Here is a 16881-nt window from a genome sequence, read left to right as displayed (position 1 = left end):
ATAAGACATCAGAGACAATTAGCGGCGCGAGCGCACAATTTGATAGCGGCGGGTGAAGTACTCAAACGGCGCACTCCACACGTGGACCAGACGTGTGAACGGAAACAGTAAGAATATCGTCATGCCTAACACCAGATGAGCACGGAATATCGGCGCCACGCCATCCAGATGCGCAGATGCGCCGCCCTGGAAAGTCACCACCGACTGCGCCCAACCGACCAGTTTCAGCATTTCACTGCCGTCAGGATGTTGTGCGGAGAACGGAATAGTGGTTAAACCGAGAATGCATTGAACCAGCAGAATGCACAGGATCAGAATATCGGCGGTGGATGATGTCGCGCGAATGCGTGGATTAGTCAGGCGGCGCACCAGCAAACCCGCGCCCCCAACCAGCGTTAACACGCCGCAGACACCGCCGAGAATCATTGCCATTTGCTGTTTCACCGCAATCGGCAGGAACCAGGCGTACATCCAGTGCGGGGTCAACATGCCGAACAGGTGACCGAAAAAAATCCCCAGAATGCCGATATGGAACAAGTTTGACCATAACACCATACCGCGTTTGTCCAGCATTTGGCTGGAAGAGGCGCGCCAGGTGTATTGCCCGTAGTCGTATCGCAACCAACTACCGAGGATAAACACCGTGCCGCACAGATACGGGTAGATATCGTAAAAGAAGACGTTCAGATACTGTATCATTTCGGACCTCCCGCGCTGACGTCGACATACTGCGGCGCCACGTCCTGGCTAAAGCGTCGTTGATAGTTTTGTAACGGTGAACTTTCACAAGCGGTGGCGTTATCTTCGATAAACTTCACCTGTTCCTCTTCCCAGACTGCATCCAGCGCCTGACGGGTATCGTCACGTGTTTCTGCGGCAACCTGTTTGGTGACACTGTCACTTGAAAGGGAACTTCCGGCAAGCAGCAACAGGGCATCAAACAACTGATACCATGGCGTATCGCGCTGTTTTAAACGACCGCCAAGCAGCGCCAGAATGGGGGCGACATTCTGTAATCCTTCTTTAGCCTGGGCCTCCGGCAGCACGCTTAAATACTCCAGATACAACGGTAGATGATCCGGCAGCTCGCGGCAGTTAAGCTGGAGCCCGACCTTTTCATACTGCGCCAGTAGCTCAACCATCGCCTGGCCGCGGTCACGTGACTCGGCATGGACATGTTCGAATAGCAACAGTGAGGTGGCGCGCCCCCGATCAAACACCTCACACCATTCGGCTTGCTTATCCAGTAATGGGGCATTGAGTAGTCCCCGGCTAAATTCGGTAAGCATTGGGGCATCGCTGGACACCAGCGCCAGCGCGTCGTCTTTACACTCCCACAGCAACTCGTCCGGATATTCCAGCAGCAGTCCGATAATCTTCAGAATTTGCATTATTCACCCTCCGCTTTATCGCGCACTTCGGTGATGTCGATGGCATCAATACGGCTGCTGTTAAACAGGTTGAATTTGGTATCCGAACCGTGACAGCCATCGCCAAAGGTGAAACCACAACCGTTTTTCTCCGGGAAAGCGTCGCGCGCCATTTCACGGTGGCTGGTCGGGATCACGAAGCGGTCTTCATAGTTAGCGATAGCCAGATAGCGATACATCTCCTCGACTTGTTCAACCGTAAGACCGACTTCCTCAATGGCGCGGGTATCCGTCACGCCTTCGACGGTTTGTGAGCGCATATAGTGTCGCATCGCCATCATACGTTTCAACGCGCGCAATACCGGACCGGTATCGCCAGCACTGAGCATGTTAGCGAGGTACTGTACCGGGATACGTAGTGATTCCACCGCCGGCAAAATGTTGCCATTGTGTGGCAGACCACCGGCATCAGCCACCGACTGAATCGGTGACAACGGCGGCACATACCAGACCATTGGCAGGGTGCGATACTCAGGGTGTAACGGCAGCGCCAGCTTCCAGTCCATTGCCATTTTGTAGACCGGCGAACGTTGGGCGGCGTCGATAACATTCTGCGGAATGCCTTGTTTTAACGCCTCTTCGATAACTGCCGGATCGTGCGGATTGAGGAACACATCGCACTGACGTTCATACAGATCGGTCTCATGCTCGGTGCTGGCCGCTTCCTCAATGCGGTCGGCGTCGTACAGCAATACGCCGAGATAGCGGATGCGCCCGACGCAGGTTTCCGAACATACCGTCGGCTGGCCGGATTCAATACGCGGGTAGCAGAAAATGCACTTCTCTGACTTACCGCTCTTCCAGTTAAAATAGATTTTCTTGTACGGACAGCCGCTGATGCACAAGCGCCAACCGCGGCATTTGTCCTGGTCGATCAGCACAATGCCGTCTTCTTCACGCTTATAGATGGCACCGCTCGGGCAGGTAGCGACACAGCTTGGGTTCAGGCAGTGTTCACAAAGTCGCGGCAAATACATCATGAAGGTGTTTTCGAACTGACCGTACATCTCCTTCTGCATTTTCTCGAAGTTACGGTCACGGGCGCGTTTTGAGAATTCGCCGCCGAGCAGTTCTTCCCAGTTGGGGCCCCAGATAATCTTGTCCATTCGTTTGCCGTCAATCAACGAACGTGGACGCGCAGTGGGCTGGTTTTTGCTTTCCGGTGCGCTATGCAGATGCTGGTAATCATAGGTAAACGGTTCATAGTAATCATCGATTTGCGGGATCACCGGGTTGGCGAAAATTTTGGTAATCACCCCCATCTTGCCGCCCAGACGCGGTCTTATCTTGCCGTTAACATCGCGAACCCAGCCGCCTTGCCACTCTTCCTGATCTTCCCAATTTTTCGGATAACCAATCCCTGGTTTGGTCTCGACGTTGTTAAACCATGCATATTCCATCCCTTCGCGCCCGGTCCAGACGTTTTTACAGGTGACGGAGCAGGTGTGGCAGCCGATACACTTGTCCAGATTAAGAACCATGCCTACCTGTGAGCGTATTTTCATTTTTTCGCCTCCTGTACCTGATCGCGACCTTCATCATCCAGCCAGTTAATATTTTTCATTTTTCTAATCATGATGAACTCATCGCGGTTAGAGCCGACCGTACCGTAATAGTTAAAGCTGTACGCCAACTGCGCATAGCCACCGATCATATGCGTCGGTTTCGGGCATACGCGGGTGACCGAGTTATGGATCCCGCCACGCATTCCGGTGACTTCGGAGCCGGGAATGTTCATGATTCGCTCCTGAGCGTGATACATCATGGTCATTCCCGGTGGTACGCGCTGACTCACCACCGCACGCGCGGTGAGCGCGCCATTGGCGTTAAAGGCTTCGATCCAGTCGTTATCTTCAATACCCAACTCTTTGGCATCGGTCTCGCTGATCCAGACAATCGGTCCGCCACGTGACAGCGTTAGCATCAGCAGGTTTTCGCTGTAGGTAGAGTGGATGCCCCATTTCTGATGCGGCGTCAGGAAGTTGAGCGCTTTTTCCGGGAAGCCGTTTGGTGGAACTTCACGCATGTCGCTGACGCTGCGGGTATCAATTGGCGGACGATACGCCACCAGGCTTTCACCAAATGCACGCATCCACGCGTGATCCTGATACAACTGCTGGCGACCGGACAGGGTGCGCCATGGGATCAGCTCGTGGACGTTGGTATAGCCTGCGTTATAGGAGACATGTTCGCTTTCAAGGCCGGACCAGGTAGGGCTGGAGATAATTTTGCGCGGCTGCGCCTGAATATCGCGAAAACGGATCTTCTCATCTTCTTTGTTCAACGCCAGATGCGTATGGTCGCGTCCGGTCATCGCCCCCAGCGCTTTCCAGGCTTTGACCGCCACCTGACCATTGGTTTCCGGCGCCAGGGCGAGGATCACCTCCGACGCATCCAGTGCGGTGTCAATCAGCGGTCGGCCTTTTGCCGGGCCTTCGCGCTTGGTGTAGTTCAGCTTGCCGAGGAAATCGACTTCCGCCTGGGTATTCCAGGAGATACCTTTGCCACTGTTTCCGAGTTTGTCCATTAGCGGGCCGAGCGAGGTAAAACGTTCGTAGGTGGCAGGGTAGTCACGCTCCACGACGGCGATATTAGGCGCGGTTTTTCCTGGAACAAGATCGCATTCGCCTTTGCGCCAGTCGAGGATGTCAAACGGCTGTGCCAGTTCTGCCGGTGAGTCGTGTTGCAGCGGTTGCAGGACGATGTCTGTTTCTTGCCCAAGGTGCCCGACACAGACCTCTGAGAACACTTTGGCGATGCCTTTATAAATTTCCCAGTCGCTCTTCGATTCCCACGCCGGATCGACCGCCGCTGACAGCGGGTGAATAAACGGATGCATATCCGAGGTGTTCATATCGTCTTTTTCATACCAGGTCGCGGTCGGCAGAACGATATCGGAGAACAGGCAGGTGCTCGACATACGGAAATCGAGCGTGACCAGCAGATCAAGCTTGCCTTCAATCGCAGCGGACTGCCATTCCACCTCTTCAGGTTTAATACCCTCGCTTGAACCGAGCGCTTCTCCCTGGATCCCGCTTTCGGTACCCAGTAAATACTTGAGCATGTATTCATGCCCTTTACCGGAGGAGCCGAGCAGGTTAGAGCGCCAGACAAAAAGGTTTCGCGGATGGTTGTGGCCGCTGTCCGGCTGTTCGCAGGCAAAACGAATTTCACCTGACTTCAGCGCCTGTGCGGTGTATTGCGCAGGAGATAGCCCTGCTTGTTCGGCTTTTGCTTTCACGGTCAATGGGTTGAGGTTAAGCTGCGGGGCGGACGGCAGCCAGCCCATCCTTTCGGCGCGTACGTTAAAGTCAATCAAATGTCCGCTAAACTTCGACGCATCGGCCAGCGGAGAGAGGAGTTCCTGTGCGGTGAGTTTTTCATAACGCCACTGGCTGGAGTGGTTGTAGAAAAATGAAGTGCTGTTCATCTGACGCGGTGGACGGTTCCAGTCCAACGCAAAGGCCAGCGGCAACCAACCGGTTTGCGGACGCAGTTTCTCCTGCCCCACATAGTGCGCCCAGCCTCCGCCGCTTTGTCCCACGCAACCACAGAACACCAGAATGTTAATCATCCCACGGTAGTTCATATCCATGTGATACCAGTGGTTGACGCCAGCCCCGAGGATGATCATCGAACGACCATGTGTTTTGTGCGCAGTATCGGCGAATTCACGGGCGATTTGTTCGATATGACGGCGTGGCACACCGGTAATTTGCTCGCCCCAGGCCGGGGTGTAGGCTTTCACTTCGCTGTAATCTTGTGCGCTATGAACGTCATCCAGACCACGATCGAGGCCATAATTCGCCAGCACCAGATCATAAACGCTCACTACCGGACAGTTGCGGCCATCGGCGAGGGTGAGACGTTTTACCGGAAGTTGCCGTACCAGCACAGGTTCTTGTTTGACGCTGCGAAAATGAGGGTTTTCGTTGCCGCCAAAGTAGGGGAATGCTACCCCAGCCACTTCATCATGCTGACCCAGCAACGAGAGGGAAAGTTCTGTTTCTGCCCCAGCGGCCAACGACTCGAGGTTCCATTTGCCTGTTTCACCCCAGCGAAAGCCGATGGAGCCGTTCGGCACGACCAGCTCACCTTCACTGTTAAAGGCCACGGTTTTCCACTCTGGATTGTTGCTTTCGCCGAGACCATCGACAAGGTCTGAGGCGCGCATCATACGTCCAGGCACGTAGCTGCCATCTTCCCGGGTATCCAGTAAAACCAGCATCGGCATGTCGGTATAACGGCGACAGTAATTGAGGAAATAATCGCTGGGATTGTCGAGGTGAAACTCTTTCAGGATGACGTGGCCCATCGCCATCGCCAGCGCGCTGTCGGTGCCTTGTTTTGGTGCCAGCCACTGGTCGCACAGTTTGGCGACTTCCGAGTAGTCTGGCGTAATGGCAATGGTTTTAGTGCCTTTGTAGCGCACTTCGGTAAAAAAGTGCGCGTCAGGCGTACGGGTCTGTGGGACGTTAGATCCCCAGGCGATGATATAACTGGAGTTATACCAGTCGGCGGATTCAGGTACATCGGTCTGCTCGCCCCAGGTCATCGGTGACGCAGGCGGTAAGTCGCAATACCAGTCATAAAAACTCAGGCAGGTGCCGCCAAGAAGGGAAAGATAACGCGTGCCTGCGGCATAGGAGACCATCGACATCGCAGGGATTGGGGAGAAGCCGGCCACGCGATCCGGGCCGTAGGTCTTCACCGTCCAGACGTTGGCGGCAGCAATCAGCTGATTAAGTTCTTTCCAGTTGGAACGGATGAAACCACCTCGACCGCGTACCTGCTTGTAGCTCTGGCATTTTTGCGGGTCGTTCATAATCGATTCCCAGGCCAGCACCGGGTCGGACTGGCGGGTCAGGGCGTCGCGCCACAGTTCGATCAAACGTTTACGCACTAACGGATATTTCAGGCGGTTGGCGCTGTAAAGATACCAGGAGTAGCTGGCGCCGCGCGGGCAGCCGCGGGGTTCATGGTTAGGCAGGTCAGGTCGAGTACGCGGGTAGTCAGTTTGCTGTGTTTCCCAGGTTACCAGTCCGTTTTTGACGTAGATTTTCCAGCTACATGAGCCGGTACAGTTCACGCCGTGGGTAGAGCGCACAATTTTGTCGAACTGCCAGCGCTGACGATAGCTGTCTTCCCAGTCCCGGTTGGTGTGCATCACTTGCCCATGCCCCTCGGCAAACGTATCGCCCTTTTGTTTAAAGTAGCGAAAGCGGTCTAACAGTTTACTCATGACATAACTCCTGCTTCGATAATGTGCCAGGCGGTCTTGTAGGCTGGATAAGGCGTAAGCCGCCATCCGGCGCAGTTATTGCCTGATGGCGCTGCGCTTATCAGGCCTACGTCCGATCCTGCGATAAACTTGTTGTTATTTTTGTTTAGGCTTACGGCGACCATAGACCAGCCAGGTCACCAGCACGCAGACGATGTAAAACACCAGAAATATTTTCATAGCCCCCACCGGAGAGCCGGTAAGCGCCAGGGATGAACCAAACGCTTTGGGAATGAAGAAGCCCCCCACAGCGCCGATGGCAGAGATGAATCCAAGCGCTGCGGCGGTGTCAGTTACCGCTTCACGCTGAGCCTGTTCCTCTGTGCCACCGCGCAGTTTCACCCGGTAAATCGTGATTTTGCGAAAGATCACCGCAATCATCTGGAAGGTCGACCCGCTTCCCAGACCCGCGGTCAGGAACAGCCCCATAAACACCAGATAGAAGGCGACAAAGTTTCCTTCTCCTGAGCCCGGCAGAGTAAGAAACAGCAGGGCGCTGAACAGTGCCATAAAGATGAAGTTAATTAACGTGACGCGTACACCGCCGAACTTGTCAGAGATAACGCCGCCCGCCGATCGCGCAAGCGCGCCGATGAAGGGGCCGAAGAACGCCAGTTGCAGAATATTCACGTCAGGAAATTGGGTTTTCGCCAGCATGGCAAAACCAGCCGAAAAGCCGATAAATGACCCGAAAGTCGCGAGATACAGCAGGCTTAACAGCCACAAGTGAAAACGCTTGAGGACCGGTAGCTGGGAAGCAATAGAAGCCTTCGAACTGGCAATATCATTCATTCCCATGCCTGCCGCCAGGGTGGCTATCAGCAGAAGTGGAACCCAAATCCATGCGGCATTGGCCAGCGACAGTAACGAGCCGTCAGCTTGCGGTACGCTCTGGACGCCCAAAAAGGTAAATATGGGCAGAAAAATCACCAGCGGCGCGATTAGCTGCATCACGCTGACGCCGAGGTTGCCAAGGCCGCCGTTAACCCCCAACGCACTGCCTTGCTTTGCTTTGGGGAAGAAAAAGCTGATGTTGCCCATGCTGGAGGCAAAGTTAGCGCCAGCAAAACCGCACATCAGCGCAATAATAATAAATACTCCAAACGGAGTAGCGGTATTTTGCACGGCAAATCCCAGCCAGACGCAGGGAATAACCAGAATAATCGTGCTAAAAATGGTCCAACGGCGACCGCCAAATATAGGTACCATAAAGGAGTAGGGGACGCGCAATATTGCCCCAGAAAGGGAGGGTAATGCCGTTAATAAAAACAGTTGATCGGTGGTGAAATTAAAACCAATTTTATTCAGATTGACGGCTACGGCGCTAAACAGCATCCAGACGCAGAAGGCAAGTAAAAGGCAACTTACTGATATCCAAAGATTTCTACGGGCAATGTGCTTGCCTTTGTTTTCCCAAAAGGCGGGGTTTTCTGGTTTCCAGTCAGTCAAAAGATAACGATTATTTTTCTCATTTGATGATGACATATTATTCTCCATGCACATGCCGTTCATGAAAAAGAAATAAACGCATACAGGCCGCGCGGCTTCTTTTTAGAAACTATTGAAAGGTTTTGGGAATATTGATTGAAAGAATAGATAAAAAAGTGCAATAACGCGGGATGAGGGGAGAATTACATGTTGGTTAAGTGTTACTAATTGTAAACTTAAAAGAGGTATTGTTTATTCATCTATAACATTAGCTAAATAACTCCAGCGTAATCATACGATCCAGGTGGCGATCAAAAGCAGGATCGGCCATTTCCTCGATGCCCAACATATACATACCATCCAGGCCGCACACCAGTGCGATTAAACGCCATGCGACGTCGGCGGCATCTGGGGTGGATGAAAACTCACCGGCTTTCTGTCCCTGAATGATGATATTGGCCGTTTCCTCATGCCACATCCGCATGGTTAGCAGATAGGCGCTTTTGATTTCTGGATCTTTACCGGCTACAACCTGCGCTTCACGCCACAGCTTAATGTAGGGTTCGAAGCCGCCATCTTCACTGCCCAGCATGGCATGCAGTCGCTCACGGAAGCTGGCATCCTCACTGACCAGTTCCGCATCAAGCAGGGTACGGATCAGGCGCACAAAAGCCTGAGACTTGAGTTCACCGGCAGAGGTAAAGTGATGATGCACCTGGCCCGTCGCCACGTGGGCTTCCGCCGCTATACGTCGTACGGTCATGGCAGTAAACCCTTCTTCCAGCGCAACGCGCATTGCCGCTTGCAGAATCACTTCCCGACGTTCATCCCGATTCAGATAACTCATCATTCCTCCTGTATCTCAATAGCACGCAGTCTAACAAAAAGTTGGACATATGTTCAATTTTCCGTAGGATCGCTAAAGCTGGACATGTGTCCAGTTTTGGTTTCGTTAGGGAGTTTTATGTTTCGTCAGTGGTTAACGTTAGTCATTATTGTACTGGTCTACATCCCTGTTGCGATTGATGCAACGGTGCTGCACGTTGCCGCGCCCACGCTGAGTATGACGCTGGGTGCCAGTGGTAACGAGCTGCTGTGGATTATTGATATTTATTCCCTGGTAATGGCCGGCATGGTGTTGCCAATGGGGGCATTGGGCGATCGCATCGGTTTTAAACGTCTGCTGCTGTTGGGCGGGGGCTTATTTGGTCTGGCATCGCTGGCCGCCGCTTTTGCCCACAGCGCCAGTTGGCTGATTGCCACGCGGGCGGTATTGGCGATCGGGGCGGCGATGATTGTTCCGGCTACGCTGGCGGGTATTCGTGCCACCTTTGCCGAGCAGCGTCATCGCAATATGGCGCTCGGCGTCTGGGCCGCCGTTGGGTCCGGCGGCGCGGCGTTTGGGCCATTAGTGGGCGGCATACTGCTGGAGCACTTCTATTGGGGATCCGTGTTCTTAATCAATGTGCCTATTGTTGTGGTGGTAATGGCATTGACGGCTCGTTTCGTACCGCGCCAGGCTGGACGTCGCGATCAATCGTTAAATTTCGGTCATGCGGTAATGCTGATTGTCGCTATTCTGCTGCTGGTCTATAGCGCCAAAACCGCACTGAAAGGTCATATGGCGACCACTGTCATCGTGCTGACATTGTTAGCCGGAGCATTGCTGTTGGGGCAGTTTGTCCGTATCCAGCTAGCGGCTTCCCGGCCAATGATTGATATGCGGCTGTTTACGCACCGCATTATCTTAAGCGGCGTAGTAATGGCGATGACTGCGATGATTACGCTGGTTGGTTTCGAATTGCTGATGGCTCAGGAGCTCCAGTTTGTCCACGGTTTGACGCCGTATCAGGCTGGGTTGTTTATGCTGCCGGTAATGCTGGCAAGTGGTTTCAGCGGCCCCATTGCCGGCATGTTGGTGTCACGCCTGGGACTACGTTGTGTGGCAACGGCAGGCATGGCGCTCAGCGCCGTCAGTTTTTACGGTCTGGCGATGACGGATTTCAGTACGCAGCAAATACAAGCGTGGATATTGATGGCCTTGCTCGGATTCAGTGCGGCAAGTGCGCTTTTGGCCTCAACTGCGGCAATCATGGCAGCAGCGCCGGCAGAAAAAGCGGCAGCGGCTGGCGCCATTGAGACGATGGCTTATGAACTTGGCGCCGGGCTTGGCATCGCTATCTTTGGCTTACTGTTGAGCCGTAGCTTTTCTGCCTCAATTCTGCCGCCAGCCGGACTCAATCCGCAGGAGATAGAGCGCGCCTCATCATCAATGGGTGAAGCGGTACAACTGGCGCATTCGCTCCCGTCGTCGCTGAGTGAGGCATTGCTGGCGGCTGCCAGAGAAGCCTTTACCTGGTCACATAGCGTGGCCTTAAGCAGCGCTGGCAGTATGCTTATCGTATTAGCGATAGGGATGTGGTTCAGTCTGGCAAAGATACAGCGTCAATAACTAGTGGGCTAAATGACAGGGGTAATCCATCTCTTCGACTTCTTTTCCACTCAAGCGAGCGTATTGCCCCGTCAGTCTCCAGAATGCAGGTTGAGTTTCCGTATAGATCTCTGCCGCTAACACCAGGCGGCGGCGATCTACCTCGTTAAGTTCCAGTAGCGTCCACGGCACAAAATAGCGTTCGCTACCCGTCAGGGTAAACCACAGCGGGCACCCACAGCCTGAACAGAAGAAACGTTCACCACGATTTGAAGAAGGAAAGTGCGAGGGTTGGGCTGAATCCGGCGACATCTGCGGATGAGCGCTGGCCTCCAGATACATAGCGATGCCACCCGACCATTTCTGACACAACGTACAGTGGCAGGCATAGACATCCAGCATTTCGACGTCAACGGTAAAATGACTCTGTCCGCAAAGACAACGACCAGTGAACGTCTGCACGGCATACTCCTTATGACCGAGACTACATCAAGAGAAAAAGCCAGCCCTGAAAGGACTGGCTTTGTATTCAGACTACAACAAAATTAGAACTGGTAGTTCAGACCAACAGCCACGATGTTGTCAGTTGAAACTTTTGCTGCATTGGTGAAGTTATTGTCATCCAGCAGGTTGATTTTGTAATCAACGAAGGTAGACATGTTTTTGTTGAAGTAGTAGGTAGCACCCAGGTCTACGTATTCAACCAGATCCTGGTCGCCGTAACCATTGATGTCTTTACCTTTGGATTTCAGGTAAGCAATGGACGGACGCAGACCGAAGTCGAACTGGTACTGAGCAACAGCTTCAAAGTTCTGTGCTTTATCTGCAATACCTTTAACACCAGAACCGCCATAGGTGGTCATGTTACGAGTTTCGGAGTAGGTGGTCGCCAGGTAGATGTTGTTCGCATCATATTTCAGACCAGCAGCCCATACTTCAGCGTTCTTACCGGAAGCCATGAAACTGGAGTCACCCACAGCCTGGCGGTCAGTACGGTCAGATTTTGCATAGGTAGCACCTACGCCGAAGCCTTCGTACTCATAAGTGGTAGACAGACCGAAGCCGTCGCCGTTTGCTTCTTTCACGTCGGTACGGTCATTTTTGCCCTGATACTGAGCAGCAAAGTTCAGACCTTCAACCAGACCGAAGAAATCGGTGTTACGGTAGGTTGCAACGCCGGTAGTACGGCCAGTCATGAATACGTCAGTCTGGGTCCAGGTATCGCCACCGAACTCTGGCAGAACGTCGGTCCATGCGCCGATGTCGTAAGCTACGCCGTAGTTACGACCGTAGTCGAAAGAACCGTATTCAGCGAATTTCAGGCCAGCGAATGCCAGACGGGTTTTGTCTGCTTCGGAACCCTGATCTTCAGAACGGTTGCCTTTGAATTCATATTCCCACTGACCAAAACCAACCAGCTGGTCGTTGATCTGAGTTTCGCCTTTGAAGCCCAGACGTGCGTAGGTTTTGTCGCCATCGCTGCTGGTGTCATCAGAGAAATAATGCTGAGCGTGAACTTTACCGTAGATATCCAGTTTGTTTGCGTCTTTGTTATATACCTCAGCCGCGTTTACTGCACCTGCCGCCAACAGGCTAGTCACTGCCACTGCAACTAATTTAAGTTTCATTCTAAATAATCCTTATAATTTTTTCTTGGTGTGTTTCCTAAACCATTGCTAAACGAAGGGGTTCGTCAATGGCAAACCATTTTTAAATGACGCAGTGGTATAAGTTCAATAATAAGTTTCATAATATTGCGAAATATTTGAAGTTGTGTGATCCAGATCTATATAATACAGCTGATTGTATTAATCTTAATATGTGACAAATCTGATGAGATATATTTACGCAGGGGACTATTATGGCAGCTATGGTTTAAATGGTGTTAGTTTCGCTTGTATAATATATACATGCGGAGGGTTATAGATAAACATGAAATACTTTCACGCGTTAACTAATAATCATATATTTAACATTTAATTAAACAAATATAAACATAAAACACAAGTGCAATGAGCATAATTATCCATCAGTCTGGCTAAAGTATAGCCGGATTTTATTTGTTTGTGATAAAACCCGGTTTTTTTCAGGCGCGGCGAGTTGCCACCCAGCAGAGCAGTGAGCCAGCGCAGACCATCAGCGCGCCTTGCCAGAAAGAAAGTGAGAGCGGGGAGCTGAGTAGCACGGCAGCCAGCGCGGAGGACAGTACGGGAGTAAAATAAGAACCTACCGCCATAATGGTGACATTACCGTGCAAAATACCAATATTCCACGCAGCATAGGCAAATCCTAATGTTAATGCTGCAGTGAACATCTTAATCGTCACCGGAGTGCTGAAAACCATCTCCGGCTGTGGGGTGACAAAATAGTAAATCCACAGACTTGCGGCGGTCAGTAAAACGAACACCGTGATGCCGTTAAAGCCTTTTGCATATTTATTGGTCACTGTGCAATATGTGGCCCAGATAAAAGCTCCCAGAAAGGCGAGAAAATAGCTGAGTGGGCTACTGGCAACATTGCTGATAATTTCGCCTGGATTGAGACCATTTTCACCGCCCAGTACCCAACAAACGCCGGTCAATGCGATAATTAATCCAGGAATGACCAACCAGGTTGATTTTTGACCATTAAATAATATGGCGAACAATATCGTCAGGCTTGGCCAAAGATAATTTACCATTCCCACTTCAATAGCCTGATGACGGGTAGCGGCATAACCCAGGGCCAGTGCTAAACAAATTTCATAGCTCACAAAAAGCACGCTACCGGCGATTAAATAACGAACAGGAATTTTTCTGATATTTGGAAATCCGACGGTAAATATGAGCAACAGGCCGCTTAATGAAAAAATCATCGCTGCGCCGCCAGCAGGTCCCAGTCCCTCACTCACTCCCCGAATAAGTCCAACCATCGTGCTCCAGAGTACGATGGCAATCAGACCAATTAACGTTGCTTTTTGTTTTGTCATTCTGTTTCTCTGTCCATGCCACTGGCAAAAAATAAGCTGAAATTTATAGCACTTTTACACCGTAGCGCGCTAATTAATTACCTTTTACGTACCTCCTTATAGGTACAAGGGTTAAACAAAGTGCACTATTTAGTAGCGGAACCGTTTCGTTTTTGATTTGACGCAAAAAAAATATGGATATAGCTGATAGTTTCGTCGCGAAGTTGTACATGTCATCTTTCAGGCTGCCTCGATTACGCGCTTTGAGAGATTTCTTGTACGAATCCCTGCAAAAAAGAGGAAAGCAATGGACGTCAGCCGCAGACAATTTTTTAAAATCTGCGCGGGCGGTATGGCGGGAACAACAGTAGCCGCTCTGGGTTTTGCACCCAAAATGGCACTGGCTCAGGCGCGAAACTATAAGTTATTACGCGCCAAAGAGATCCGAAACACCTGCACATACTGTTCCGTAGGTTGCGGGCTATTAATGTATAGCCTGGGTGATGGAGCAAAAAACGCCAAAGAGTCGATTTACCATATTGAAGGGGATCCGGATCATCCGGTGAGCCGAGGTGCGTTATGTCCTAAGGGCGCAGGATTACTGGATTACGTACACAGTGAAAACCGTCTGCGTTACCCGGAATATCGCGCTCCAGGTTCCGACAAATGGCAGCGTATCAGCTGGGATGAAGCTTTCTCCCGCATCGCGAAGCTGATGAAAACTGACCGTGACGCCAACTTTATTGAGAAAAATGAGCAGGGCGTAACGGTTAACCGCTGGCTTTCCACCGGGATGCTGTGTGCATCTGCAGCCAGTAATGAAACCGGCATGCTGACGCAAAAATTTGTGCGCTCACTCGGCATGCTGGCAGTAGATAACCAGGCGCGCGTCTGACACGGACCAACGGTAGCAAGTCTTGCTCCAACATTTGGTCGCGGTGCGATGACCAACCACTGGGTTGATATTAAAAATGCTAACGTCGTGATGGTGATGGGCGGTAACGCCGCTGAAGCACATCCGGTGGGATTCCGCTGGGCGATGGAAGCTAAAAACAACAATGACGCTACGCTGATTGTTGTTGACCCACGTTTTACACGTACAGCCTCGGTGGCGGATATTTACGCACCGATTCGTTCCGGCACGGACATTACGTTCCTGTCCGGCGTTTTGCTGTACCTGATTGAAAATAACAAAATCAACGCTGAATACGTTAAGCATTACACCAACGCTAGCCTGCTGGTGCGGGATGATTTTGCTTTCGAAGAGGGTCTGTTCAGCGGGTATGACGCGAAAAAACGTCAGTATGATAAATCGTCCTGGAACTATCAGTTCGATGAAAACGGTTACGCCAAACGCGATGAAACATTAAGCCATCCGCGCTGCGTGTGGAACCTGCTGAAACAGCATGTATCCCGTTACACGCCAGATGTGGTGGAAAATATCTGCGGTACGCCAAAAGAAGACTTCCTGAAAGTCTGCGAAGTGCTGGCTTCCACCAGTGCGGTCGATCGCACAACCACCTTCCTGTATGCGCTGGGCTGGACGCAGCATACCGTCGGGGCGCAAAACATCCGCACCATGGCGATGATCCAGCTGCTGCTCGGTAATATGGGGATGGCCGGTGGTGGTGTCAACGCCTTGCGCGGTCACTCCAACATTCAGGGGTTAACCGACTTAGGTCTGCTCTCTACCAGCCTGCCGGGCTACCTGACGCTGCCGTCAGAGAAACAGACAGATCTGCAAACCTATCTGGCCGCGAACACGCCAAAAGCGACATTGGCCGATCAGGTTAACTACTGGGGCAACTATCCGAAGTTTTTCGTTAGCCTGATGAAATCCTTCTACGGCAATGCGGCGCAGAAAGAGAATGACTGGGGCTTTGAGTGGCTGCCGAAGTGGGATCAGTCCTACGACGTGATCAAATACTTCAACATGATGGACAGCGGAAAAGTCACCGGCTACATCTGTCAGGGCTTTAACCCGGTTGCGTCCTTCCCGGACAAAAACAAAGTGGTGCAGTCCCTGAGCAAACTGAAGTATCTGGTCGTTATCGATCCTCTGGTGACAGAAACTTCAACGTTCTGGCAAAACCACGGCGAATCAAACGACGTTGATCCGGCATCTATCCAGACCGAAGTCTTCCGTTTGCCGTCAACCTGCTTTGCGGAAGAGGACGGTTCAATTGCCAACTCCGGACGCTGGTTGCAGTGGCACTGGAAAGGTCAGGACGCGCCGGGCGAAGCCCGTAACGACGGCGAAATTCTGGCCGGTATATACCACCGTCTGCGCGATATGTATCGCACCGAAGGCGGTAAAGCCGCAGAACCTGTACTGAAAATGAGCTGGAATTATAAGCAGCCGGACGAACCGCATTCAGAGGAAGTGGCGAAAGAGAACAACGGCTACGCGCTGGAAGATCTCTATGATGCCAACGGTGTGCTGATTGCGAAGAAAGGCCAGTTGCTCAATAGCTTTGCGCTGCTGCGTGATGATGGTACTACGTCATCTTCCTGCTGGATTTATACCGGGAGCTGGACCGAGCAGGGCAATCAGATGGCCAACCGCGATAACGCCGACCCGTCAGGGCTGGGTAATACGTTGGGTTGGGCATGGGCATGGCCACTGAACCGTCGCGTTCTGTATAACCGCGCGTCAGCGGATCCGCAGGGTAAACCGTGGGATCCAAAACGCATGTTGATCCAGTGGAACGGTACGAAATGGACGGGGAATGACATCCCGGACTTCAACACCGCGGCACCAGGCAGCGGCACCAATCCGTTTATCATGCAACCGGAAGGTCTGGGACGTCTGTTCGCCATTGATAAAATGGCGGAAGGGCCGTTCCCGGAACACTACGAGCCGATGGAAACGCCGCTGGGCACTAACCCGCTGCACCCGAATGTGATCTCCAACCCGGCAGCGCGTCTGTACGAGGCGGATAAGCTACGCATGGGCACGAAACAGGACTTCCCGTACGTTGGGACGACTTATCGTCTGACCGAACACTTCCATACCTGGACCAAGCACGCATTGCTGAATGCGATTGCCCAACCAGAACAGTTTGTGGAAATCAGCGAAACGCTGGCGGCAGCGAAAGGTATTAATAACGGCGATCACGTGAAAGTCAGCAGCAAACGTGGATTTATTCGCGCAGTTGCGGTGGTGACACGTCGTTTGCGTACTCTGAATGTCAACGGTCAGCAGGTCGAAACGGTTGGGATCCCGATCCACTGGGGCTTTGAAGGAGTCGCGCGTAAAGGCTTCATCGCCAACACCCTGACGCCGAATGTCGGTGATGCAAACTCGCAAACGCCTGAATACAAAGCGTTTTTAGTTAACATCGAGAAGGCGTAAGGGGGCGAA

Annotated in this window: 11 protein-coding genes; 2 read left to right on the top strand and 9 right to left on the bottom strand. The window is 52.1% G+C overall.

The genetic code is table 11. The features are described 5' to 3' along the window. Positions 1–18 precede the first annotated feature (18 nt). The 6 genes from narI to FHD02_RS04315 form a co-directional block, all read right to left on the bottom strand. Complete coding sequence (narI, locus tag FHD02_RS04340) at positions 19–699, bottom strand: respiratory nitrate reductase subunit gamma (RefSeq protein WP_038640663.1); 681 nt, start codon at positions 697–699, stop codon at positions 19–21. Further along, positions 696–1391 carry a nitrate reductase molybdenum cofactor assembly chaperone gene (gene narW / locus FHD02_RS04335; RefSeq protein ID WP_137371544.1) on the bottom strand — a complete coding sequence of 232 codons (696 nt, stop codon included), beginning with the start codon at positions 1389–1391 and terminating at the stop codon, positions 696–698. The genes narI and narW overlap by 4 nt, the downstream gene beginning before the upstream one ends. Beyond that, the gene (gene narH, locus FHD02_RS04330) at positions 1391–2935 is read right to left on the bottom strand and encodes a nitrate reductase subunit beta (RefSeq protein WP_042308334.1); all 1545 of its coding nucleotides are present in this window, start codon (positions 2933–2935) and stop codon (positions 1391–1393) included. Before narH ends, narW begins: the two co-directional genes overlap by 1 nt. Further along, entirely contained in the window at positions 2932–6672 is a 3741-nt protein-coding gene (locus FHD02_RS04325) for a nitrate reductase subunit alpha (protein ID WP_220393611.1), read from the bottom strand. Before FHD02_RS04325 ends, narH begins: the two co-directional genes overlap by 4 nt. Positions 6673–6807: 135 nt before the next feature. Then, on the bottom strand, positions 6808–8196 hold the full coding sequence (locus tag FHD02_RS04320; RefSeq protein WP_137371542.1) for a NarK family nitrate/nitrite MFS transporter: 1389 nt from the start codon (positions 8194–8196) through the stop codon (positions 6808–6810). A gap of 211 nt (positions 8197–8407) precedes the next feature. Continuing rightward, positions 8408–8986 (bottom strand): TetR family transcriptional regulator, encoded by a 579-nt coding sequence (locus tag FHD02_RS04315; protein WP_042308341.1) that lies wholly within the window; start codon positions 8984–8986, stop codon positions 8408–8410. Positions 8987–9103: 117 nt separating this feature from the next. Between FHD02_RS04315 and FHD02_RS04310 the strand changes: the two genes are divergently transcribed. After that, positions 9104–10591 (top strand): MFS transporter, encoded by a 1488-nt coding sequence (locus tag FHD02_RS04310; protein ID WP_137371541.1) that lies wholly within the window; start codon positions 9104–9106, stop codon positions 10589–10591. Here the strand turns inward: FHD02_RS04310 and FHD02_RS04305 are convergent, their stop codons facing one another. From FHD02_RS04305 to yddG, 3 genes are all read right to left on the bottom strand, one after another. Beyond that, positions 10592–10972 (bottom strand): GFA family protein, encoded by a 381-nt coding sequence (locus tag FHD02_RS04305; RefSeq protein ID WP_087856632.1) that lies wholly within the window; start codon positions 10970–10972, stop codon positions 10592–10594. 143 nt (positions 10973–11115) lie between these two features. After that, the gene (gene ompD, locus FHD02_RS04300) at positions 11116–12198 is read right to left on the bottom strand and encodes a porin OmpD (RefSeq protein ID WP_137371540.1); all 1083 of its coding nucleotides are present in this window, start codon (positions 12196–12198) and stop codon (positions 11116–11118) included. Between the two features lie 458 nt (positions 12199–12656). After that, complete coding sequence (gene yddG / locus FHD02_RS04295) at positions 12657–13538, bottom strand: aromatic amino acid efflux DMT transporter YddG (protein ID WP_137371539.1); 882 nt, start codon at positions 13536–13538, stop codon at positions 12657–12659. A 286-nt stretch (positions 13539–13824) separates the two neighbouring features. Here yddG and fdnG point away from each other — a divergent pair, with 286 nt between their 5' ends. Beyond that, complete coding sequence (fdnG, locus tag FHD02_RS04290) at positions 13825–16872, top strand: formate dehydrogenase-N subunit alpha (RefSeq protein WP_220393610.1); 3048 nt, start codon at positions 13825–13827, stop codon at positions 16870–16872. Positions 16873–16881: the final 9 nt, after the last annotated feature.

Source organism: Citrobacter sp. EC_71 (genome assembly GCF_019584005.1).
Classification (GTDB): Bacteria; Pseudomonadota; Gammaproteobacteria; order Enterobacterales; family Enterobacteriaceae; genus Citrobacter; species Citrobacter werkmanii.
This window is presented reverse-complemented; position numbering and strand designations above follow the sequence as displayed.

Coding starts and splice junctions, on each gene's coding strand:
- narI (WP_038640663.1), bottom strand. CDS start 699: ATGATACAGTATCTGAACGTCTTCTTTTACGATATCTACCCGTATCTG.
- FHD02_RS04305 (WP_087856632.1), bottom strand. CDS start 10,972: ATGCTGGATGTCTATGCCTGCCACTGTACGTTGTGTCAGAAATGGTCG.
- yddG (WP_137371539.1), bottom strand. CDS start 13,538: ATGACAAAACAAAAAGCAACGTTAATTGGTCTGATTGCCATCGTACTC.
- FHD02_RS04310 (WP_137371541.1), top strand. CDS start 9,104: ATGTTTCGTCAGTGGTTAACGTTAGTCATTATTGTACTGGTCTACATC.
- FHD02_RS04315 (WP_042308341.1), bottom strand. CDS start 8,986: ATGAGTTATCTGAATCGGGATGAACGTCGGGAAGTGATTCTGCAAGCG.
- FHD02_RS04325 (WP_220393611.1), bottom strand. CDS start 6,672: ATGAGTAAACTGTTAGACCGCTTTCGCTACTTTAAACAAAAGGGCGAT.
- FHD02_RS04320 (WP_137371542.1), bottom strand. CDS start 8,196: ATGTCATCATCAAATGAGAAAAATAATCGTTATCTTTTGACTGACTGG.
- narW (WP_137371544.1), bottom strand. CDS start 1,391: ATGCAAATTCTGAAGATTATCGGACTGCTGCTGGAATATCCGGACGAG.
- ompD (WP_137371540.1), bottom strand. CDS start 12,198: ATGAAACTTAAATTAGTTGCAGTGGCAGTGACTAGCCTGTTGGCGGCA.
- narH (WP_042308334.1), bottom strand. CDS start 2,935: ATGAAAATACGCTCACAGGTAGGCATGGTTCTTAATCTGGACAAGTGT.